This is a genomic window from Sphaerochaeta sp., assembly GCF_050178175.1.
GTDB lineage: Bacteria > Spirochaetota > Spirochaetia > Sphaerochaetales > Sphaerochaetaceae > Sphaerochaeta.
Genome location: NZ_JBFXGH010000103.1, coordinates 1 through 8099 on the forward strand (window position 1 = coordinate 1; position 8099 = coordinate 8099).

General features: G+C 47.0%; 7 protein-coding genes and 2 tRNA genes. 3 read left to right on the forward strand and 6 right to left on the reverse strand.

Annotation, left to right across the window (positions count from 1 at the left end):
• Positions 1-264 precede the first annotated feature (264 nt).
• From thrC to rpmB, 3 genes are all read right to left on the reverse strand, one after another.
• Complete coding sequence (gene thrC, locus AB7S66_RS10035) at positions 265-1533, reverse strand: threonine synthase (protein WP_428519607.1); 1269 nt, start codon at positions 1531-1533, stop codon at positions 265-267.
• A 12-nt stretch (positions 1534-1545) separates the two neighbouring features.
• Positions 1546-3918 carry a bifunctional aspartate kinase/homoserine dehydrogenase I gene (gene thrA, locus AB7S66_RS10040; protein ID WP_428519609.1) on the reverse strand — a complete coding sequence of 791 codons (2373 nt, stop codon included), beginning with the start codon at positions 3916-3918 and terminating at the stop codon, positions 1546-1548.
• A gap of 121 nt (positions 3919-4039) precedes the next feature.
• The gene (rpmB, locus tag AB7S66_RS10045) at positions 4040-4270 is read right to left on the reverse strand and encodes a 50S ribosomal protein L28 (protein ID WP_428519611.1); all 231 of its coding nucleotides are present in this window, start codon (positions 4268-4270) and stop codon (positions 4040-4042) included.
• Positions 4271-4506: 236 nt separating this feature from the next.
• Between rpmB and AB7S66_RS10050 the strand changes: the two genes are divergently transcribed.
• Entirely contained in the window at positions 4507-4953 is a 447-nt protein-coding gene (locus AB7S66_RS10050; protein WP_428519613.1) for a hypothetical protein, read from the forward strand.
• On the opposite strand, the gene AB7S66_RS10055 is transcribed toward AB7S66_RS10050, so the two are convergent.
• Complete coding sequence (locus tag AB7S66_RS10055) at positions 4901-5542, reverse strand: endonuclease III domain-containing protein (protein WP_428519615.1); 642 nt, start codon at positions 5540-5542, stop codon at positions 4901-4903. The genes AB7S66_RS10050 and AB7S66_RS10055 overlap by 53 nt on opposite strands.
• 60 nt (positions 5543-5602) lie before the next feature.
• On the opposite strand from AB7S66_RS10055, the gene AB7S66_RS10060 reads away from it, so the two are divergent.
• Positions 5603-5675 (forward strand) — tRNA-Pro (locus AB7S66_RS10060).
• Positions 5676-6242: 567 nt separating this feature from the next.
• Here the strand turns inward: AB7S66_RS10060 and AB7S66_RS10065 are convergent.
• On the reverse strand, positions 6243-6686 hold the full coding sequence (locus AB7S66_RS10065; protein ID WP_428519617.1) for a DUF4032 domain-containing protein: 444 nt from the start codon (positions 6684-6686) through the stop codon (positions 6243-6245).
• A gap of 200 nt (positions 6687-6886) precedes the next feature.
• Positions 6887-7507, reverse strand: coding sequence for a superoxide dismutase (locus tag AB7S66_RS10070; protein WP_428519619.1), 621 nt, complete (start codon positions 7505-7507; stop codon positions 6887-6889).
• 207 nt (positions 7508-7714) lie between these two features.
• Here AB7S66_RS10070 and AB7S66_RS10075 point away from each other — a divergent pair.
• Positions 7715-7788 (forward strand) — tRNA-Arg (locus tag AB7S66_RS10075).
• Positions 7789-8099 lie beyond the last annotated feature (311 nt).

An 8099-nucleotide genomic window follows, 5' to 3' on the forward strand; every position in this document is an offset into this window, starting at 1 on the left:
TGGAATTACCTTTACAGACAAAGGCAATGAGTTAGGATATGTAAAGGGTACGATAACAGGAACAGTGTATGATCGTAGCACAGAAACTAGTGAATATGATGGAGATGAATATTCGCTTGATTTCGATCTTGCAGTAAAAATATTTGATGGTAATCCACCACCAGAGAGTGAGGAATAAATTGCATGTTTGTCCATAGACCCACCAACTGGTGGGTCCTATTATGTATTCACTGTCATTAATTTTGCTATTGGTACTTAATCACCCTACTCAAACAACTCTTGATACTCCTTCCCTACCTGCTTGAAGGAAGTCTTCTTATCAAGCAATTGCTTGAGGTTCTCTGGAATGGGTACCTCGGTATTTAGCAGTGGTTCTACTACCTGCTCAAACTTTGCAGGGTGGGCAGTAGAAATGACAATGGTGGGTTTTCCACTGAATTGGTCTCTTCTTACTCGCTCTCCGGTAGCTGTATGGGGGCACATAATATACCCTGACTCATCATACACTTCCTTGATCGTCTTCCTGATAGTCTCATCATCCACAGACCAAGCACTTACCATCTTTCGCATGGTATCGATATCTGGATAAAGATCGAAGAGACGCTCCATATTGCTGGGTGCCCCAACATCCATGGCATTGGCCAAGGTAGCTACAGAGGGACGCTTCTCATAGTTGCCGGAGAAGAGATAGTCAGGGATTGTCTTGTTCGCATTTACTGAAAGTACAATCCTTTCAATGGGCGCTCCCATACTTAGAGCCCAGTAGGCACCACAACTGTTGCCCACATTCCCGCTTGGGATGATGAAGGTTGGTTTCTTCCCAGTAGCCTGGTAGTAGAGGTGGGATGCATAGACATAGTACACACTCTGGGGAAGCAGTCTTCCCAGGTTAATACTGTTTGCACTGCTCAGTCCCCACTTGGTGGCAATCTCCTGGTCCATGAACGCATCCTTGACCATTTTCTGACAGTCATCGAAATTGCCATCGACCTCATAGGCCTCAATATTACCACCCCAACAGGTCAGCTGGGTCTGCTGGCGCTTGCTCACCCTTCCCTTGGGGAAGAGCACCTTTACATCAATACCCTTTCGCCCTGCAAAAGCGGCTGCCACTGCCCCACCGGTATCACCACTGGTTGCAACCAGAATAGTGAGTTTCCTGTGTTGCTTCTCCAGGATCTTCTCCATGCTCGCAGCAAGGAATCGTGCACCGAAGTCCTTGAATGCAGCAGTCGGTCCATGATAGAGCTCGAGGACCATCTCTTCGCCCCTGAGGGGAACCAAGGGGACCGGAAAATTGAAAGCATCCATGCATATCTGAGCCAGATCCTCTTTCAGAGGGTCGTCCTCAAAGAAGGGAGCAAGCACTTCATATGCCAGTTCCGGGTATGATGAGATCTCATGCACATTCAGATGGGAAAGGGAGGGAAATGACTCAGGCACATACAAGCCGCCATCAGGGGCAAGCCCTTGCAGAATTGCCTCGCTGGCACTCACCTTGGGAGCTTTCTTCCTTGTTGATACAAACTTCATCGTTACGTCCTCCTAGATTCTGGCCCCAAGATAGGCTGCCAATCGAAGAATATCAGAGAATACACCACCGGCGGTAACTTCCCTTCCTGCTCCCGGTCCCTTGATCACCAGAGGTTGGCTCAAGTATCGGTCGGTGGTAAAACAGATTACATTATCAGTACCGCTTGCCTGGGCAAAAGGATGGTCACTCGCATAGCTCCTCAAGGAAGCACTACAGTTGCCTTCTTCATCAACAATCCCGACATAGCGGAGTTTCTCTCCCTTCGCTGCAGCATCTTTGTATGCTTTTTCAATAATAGGATCGATTGCTTCCAATCTTTCCATAAACTCACTCGGGGAGCAACCATCGAGAGACTCAGGAACCAGACTCTGGATGGGAATATCTTCCACTTCCAGGGAATGCCCCAACTCCCTTGCCAGGATGACCGTCTTTCTGCCTACATCCATGCCTGAAAGATCATCTCGTGGATCAGGCTCGGTATAGCCCATCTCCTTTGCCTGTCTCACCAGTGAACTGAAGGGAACACTACCATCATAGCTGGAGAAGAGCCAGGCAAGCGTGCCGCTGACTATCCCCTCAATGCGGTGTACGGTGTCCCCTGTCTGGACCAGGTCTTTCAGGGTCCAGATAATGGGGAGCCCTGCACCAACAGTGGTCTCATAAAGGAAACGCTTTCCAGTACGCATGGAAGTCTCCAGCAAACGCTGATAGTACTCCATGGGAGCAGTCCCTGCCTTCTTGTTCGGGGTAATGACATGGATCCCTGACTCCAGCCATGAAACATACTGCTCAGCAAGCTTGCTGCTGGTCGTACAGTCTATGATCAGGGAGTGCGGAAAATAGGTGGCACCAATGTGTCGGGTAAAGAGATCCTCGTCGAGTTCAACAGCTTCCTTTTCAAAGCGTTCCTTCCAGTCTCCTGGATCGATACCATCCTGGTCAAGCAACATTTTTCGTGAGTTGGCAATACCACGAATATGAATATCGAGCCCAAACTGTTCTTTCAGTCTGGTGGTCTCCTTTGCAATCTGCTGCAGCAACGTACCCCCAATATTCCCTGGGCCAAGCAATCCAACAGAAATTGCCCGCTTGGAAAGGAAGAACCTTGCATGCAGTGCCCGTAAGGCCTTCTTGCTGTCACTTCCCTTGATAACTGCACTGATGTTTGTCTCACTCGAACCCTGTGCAATGGCAATGACATTTACCCCTGCCTTGCCCAAGGAAGAGAAAAACTTGCCGGCTACTCCTGCCTGGCCGGTCATTTGCTCACCAACAGCGGCTAGGACAGCAAGCCCGGTTTCGGCCTCAATACTCTGAATGGAGGCAGCCTCAAGCTCGGGAGCGAACTCCTTCCTTGCAGTGGCGCAGGCGCGCTCTGCCTCCCTCTCAGGGACAGCAAAACAAATGGAGTACTCACTGGAAGCCTGACTGATAAGGACAACTGATATGGAAGCCTTTCTCATGGCTGAAAAGAGCCGGCTTGCGATGCCAATGACACCACTCATTCCAGCTCCTTCCACATTTATAAGGGCAATATCATGGATAATGGAAAATCCCTTCACCCTATTTGGTTCCTTCTGGTCTCCATGCTTGCTGATAACGGTCCCTGGGTCTTCCTCGTCTTTCCAACAGCGGAGCTGCACATCCAGGGAGGCAGCAATGGCAGGGACAAGTGCATGGGAGTGAATAATGGGAGCACCGAAGAAGCTAAGCTCCGTTGCCTCTGCATAGGAAAGGGAGCGGATGACCAGTGCAGAAGGGACTTCCCTGTGGTCAGCATTGTGAAGCAAGGAACTATTGTTCCAGAACGTTACCCCAACCGCCTCTAGCTGCGCAGCAAGGGATGCTGCAGCGTATTCGCTTTGGCCATCCTTTACCGCTCCATAGATAAACAGGGCCGATTCATCAACACTCTGCTTCTTCAGGGAATCGGCATAACTGAGGAGATCGGCTGGAAGATTATGCAAATTGGCCCAATGGCAGGCAAGGTCAGCAACCCAACTGTCACAGAGTGTGCTTGTATAGCGCTCAACCCCTTCACTGATCTCCTGGACCAACCATATAGAACGAAGGATATCTTCCAGGTCTGCAAATCCTTGCTTGATCCTGCCAAGAACCTTGCTACCAGCAGGCACTGCAAGCAGGTCTTCCACCAAGGTTGTCCAACGGGTGAAACGTTGTTCCTGCATGGACCAGAGCCTCTCATCACGTTGCATAGCCAGGTGCAAGAGGTTGGTGAGTTCAAGGTTTTCATCAGTGAATGGGGCAAGCACCACTACTTGGTGTGTTTCTCCGGAGGTGCGAAGAATTCGGATGAGCTTTTCCAAACCATCCTGTGAAACTAGATTGCTGCTTTCTACTGCGTGTACCCGTATGTCGTTCATTACCACCACCTCCGAGAAAAATTCAACATAGTGAACAAAGCACTGAAAATATATCTTGCAAAATTATACAAAAAGAGCCCAATGTTGGGCTCTTCTGGTAATCGAGATGACGTACGTATGATTATACGAGCTTCTCGACCTTACCGCTCCGCAAGCAACGTGTGCAAACCTTAATGGTACGGGGAGTTCCATTGACCAAAGTTTTCACAGACACGATGTTTGGGCGGAATACGCGCTTTGTGGTAACACCAATGTGTTGACCAACACCGCCATGCTTCTTGGCTTGTCCTTTTCTCGGAACACTATTTCCTGCAACCGTTCCTTTTCCGCAAATCTCACATCTACGAGCCATAGCTATATCCACCTTATCCTTAATAATTCATTCGTTGGCCGAACCAGGGCCTGTCGAAATCACGCATCACCTTGTCCAGGCAAGCCCTTGCCCGTGAGCAGTAGTACAAGGGTGTCGTACAAATAGACTTCAACCTTAGCCAAATTACCAGATAACAGCTTTTGTGTAAAGACAAAGGCATCATCTTTTCTGTTTTTTCCCTTGCTGAGGCCTATCTCCTTCAGTATGCTACACCCATGGAGAACTATTACATCCTTCGATTTGGCAAGGAGCTGAGAAGAAACCTGAAACTATTCAGGGACAGTTTATACAAACAGCATGGAAACCCCAGTTTGCTTGCACTGGAAGCATGCATCATTCTTGGCCCGGCTGACAAGCAGGAGGCCCTACCTTTTGTCGATTGCCCACATCTTCCTCTCTCTACACTCGGCGCAGCATCCTACCAATATGGACACCTGTATCTTCCCATTCCAGACACACCGTTTACAAAGATTCGCGAACAGCTGGGAACAAATTTCCCCTATGATGGTATCTATCTTGGTGAAATAGATACAGCCTTCCCTGTTGAACCGATCATGATCAGGGATGTATCACTAGCCATTCTCACAATCCAGAGAGATGGAGAACTCATCACTTGGAATGTTTCTTCAGAAAAGCATCTCGACTCGGGCAGACATCACTGAACGGACAATCCTCACAACTTGGTTTCTTTGCATGACAGGTTGTTCTCCCAAACAGGTTGGCTGTCATGGAAAAGCGATAATGAAAGCGTGGCTCCAGGAGTGAAGCCACTTCCCTCTCAATTTTCTCCGGGTCTTTCGTTGAAACCAACCCAAGCCGGTTCACGACCCTTCCAAAATGGGTGTCGACAATAATGGCCGGCTTTCCATAGATATCACCCAGCACACAGCTGGCTGTCTTTCTTCCCACTCCAGGAAGCTTGACCAACTCTTCCATGGTCTCGGGAAGCCCGCCATCTCCAAGGGCCTGTGCACAGGCAATGATATTCTTTGCCTTGTTTCGATAGAAACCGGTAGGAAAGATGATCTCTTCCACATCCTCCCTCTTTGCCTTGGCAAGGGAGGGGGCGTCGGGATACACAGCAAATAAGGTTCGCACTACTGCGTTGACTGTCCGGTCTGTTGTCTGGGCCGAAAGGATGACACTGATAAGGAATCTGAAGGGGTCACGCTGCTCCAGAAACTGAATATCTTTTGGTAGGAGCGTGTCCAAACGTTCATATATCAAGCTTGCGTATGTATTCTTATCCATATTTCTGTATCCTACCCCCTTGACGCTTCCAAGCTCAAGTGCGTATACTCCAAAAAGTTTCGGGGCGTAGCCCAGTGGCTAGGGCACCTGCTTTGGGAGCAGGATATCGAAGGTTCGAGTCCTTTCGCCCCGATCAAAATTGGACGGATTGAGCTTCTCAGTTCGTCCTTTTTTATGCACTGAGACCAACTCAGAGAGCAGTCTTCACTAACCATATTCACACAGAATAAATTGCTTCAATTTGTTTCAGCATGTAGAATAGATAAACACAATATATTCCTTACAGTTGCTTCATAATCCATTGATCAAGAAACTCCAATTGCTCAGGAGTATGAAACCAATGCTCCCCTTCTTCATAGACGGTGAGTGCTGCCTCATGTGCACTGATGAAAGGAATAGACGGTTTCCCTGGAGGCCAAGGTATCGTGTCCTGCATAGAGCACAGAGGTCGATAGTTCCCAATTGATGGGGTTATTTTGAACATTTGGCTAAGAGCCAGGACGAAATTGAATTTTAAAGTTCGTATTTGGTTTTCTGCTTTCGGTTCAAGCCATTCTCTTACAGCAAGTGTCACATACCCAAACGGTAAACATATCAAAGGGATGTTGTGGTATGTGTATAGGTTTGGTCGATCAACAATGACATGAAAAAAGGCACACAGCCGTTAGACCGCATGCCCTATGTATTTTGCTTCTGGCTTTTATGCCGCATTGTTGGAAGAGAGAATCTTTGCAATGATCCTTCCGATGGTCTTGCCAAACTGTACGTCGTAGTCCAGTGTAGCATTGTATACATCCACTTCCTTCTGCTTTTGCAAGCTCAGGAAGTACTGATGGTCACAAATCTCAAAGAACAGGTCTGCTTTCCTTCTACCGGGGAAACTCAGCTGGGTTGCCCAGTTTTCCATTACTTGGCTGATCGGCTGGTAGATATTACTCATCCAGGAGTAGGTTGCCTCATCCCAGGTAATTGGCATGGAAAGGTTCTTTCCAAGGAAGTAGCGGTGTCCCTCAATGTGTGAAGCGAGACGTTCATAGTCTGCGTCCAGGAACATGTCCGAGTTCTTGATCATGTACTCAATGCTTTGTCTTTTCTGTATATCGTGGTTATCCATATAGGTCTCCTTGTCCTTGTTCTGTATCATGGCTATATTCTACTGAATTACTATTCGATAATCAAGTACTGATAGACTAATGTATTTGCATTGTTCCGCTCTCTTTTTGTATTTTACCGATGTCAATTATTCATTATTTAGTTTTTGTATATCTGTAAAGCTTTATGGAGACAGAGACCTTTGCAAAACGACCCCCCTGAACCAGGGGGGTCGTGAAGAGTACAATACGTCTATGAAAGGAGTTTCAGATAGTCTTCTTCTACCTTTGCCCAATCAAGAACATTCCAAATAGCGTTCAGGTAGTCTGCCCTAAGGTTCTTGTATTTCAAGTAGTATGCATGCTCCCAAACATCGATACCAAGAATGGGTACCCCACCCTTCTTGTCCATCAAGGGTGTATCCTGGTTCGGGGTATTTACCACTGCCAGTGATCCGTCAGAATGTGCAACAAGGAATGCCCAGCCGGAACCAAATCTTCCTGCTGCCTGACTGTTCAGTGTGTCTTTCAAGGCATCAAGGCTTCCGAAATCTTTCTTGATTCTATCGAGTAATGAGCCTTTAGGTGCATGAGCGGCTGATGGACTGAGAATTGAAAAATAGAGATTATGGTTTGCATACCCTCCCCCATTATTTCTCACAGCGGTTCTGAGCTTCTCGTCTGAGATAGAATCGAGGTTTTTGAGTATGTTTTCAATGGAGCGATCTTTCAGGCTTGGATCCTTCTCTACCGCAGCATTGAGATTCTTTGTATATCCAGCATGGTGTTTCGTGTAGTGGGTCACCATGGTTAATTCATCGATATGCGGTTCCAACGCATCAAAACCGTAGGAAAGTTCAACTTGCTTAAACATGAAATACCTCCTATGTATCGTATGTTTATTTCCTAGTCTTTAACTAGGTATTAGTAAGTATACATAGAATTTCCCCATTAGGCAAGTCAAAATACAATGGAACACGATTATATTTCACGCATTAAACAATTTTTCCAACCATCTTTACCTTTTTTTATTTTTGCGTTACTGTTTGCTCGTTTCAGGGACGTAAGACCTGTAAGCGATGCGCCAATAGCTCAGTTGGATAGAGCAACTGCCTTCTAAGCAGTAGGTCAGAGGTTCGAGACCTCTTTGGCGTAAAACAAAAACAATCCACTACAAAGAAAGAAGATACTAGCAAATAAGCTGGTATCTTTTTTTTCTATCCTACTCTCCTACCTCAGACATACATCTGGATCTACGTCAAGACATACCCAGGAGAGCCATATCTTCCTTTGCACTCGGTGATTTTGGTAAGCAAGCACACTCAAAACATACGTAGTAAAAAAAAGGAAGAGTTCAGAGACTTTCATAACAGAGCCTTGGTTATTGAGCCAAGGCTTTGTCTTTATTAGGAGGAAGCTAATGAGTCCTGTATACGTCTAAGGGGTGTAACATGGAACAATAGAGA

Bases quoted from the DNA above. Each gene is read 5' to 3' on its own strand.
- thrC (WP_428519607.1), bottom strand. From the start codon at position 1,533: ATGAAGTTTGTATCAACAAGGAAGAAAGCTCCCAAGGTGAGTGCCAGC.
- AB7S66_RS10065 (WP_428519617.1), bottom strand. From the start codon at position 6,686: ATGATACAGAACAAGGACAAGGAGACCTATATGGATAACCACGATATA.
- AB7S66_RS10070 (WP_428519619.1), bottom strand. From the start codon at position 7,507: ATGTTTAAGCAAGTTGAACTTTCCTACGGTTTTGATGCGTTGGAACCG.
- AB7S66_RS10050 (WP_428519613.1), top strand. From the start codon at position 4,507: ATGGAGAACTATTACATCCTTCGATTTGGCAAGGAGCTGAGAAGAAAC.
- rpmB (WP_428519611.1), bottom strand. From the start codon at position 4,270: ATGGCTCGTAGATGTGAGATTTGCGGAAAAGGAACGGTTGCAGGAAAT.
- AB7S66_RS10055 (WP_428519615.1), bottom strand. From the start codon at position 5,542: ATGGATAAGAATACATACGCAAGCTTGATATATGAACGTTTGGACACG.
- thrA (WP_428519609.1), bottom strand. From the start codon at position 3,918: ATGAACGACATACGGGTACACGCAGTAGAAAGCAGCAATCTAGTTTCA.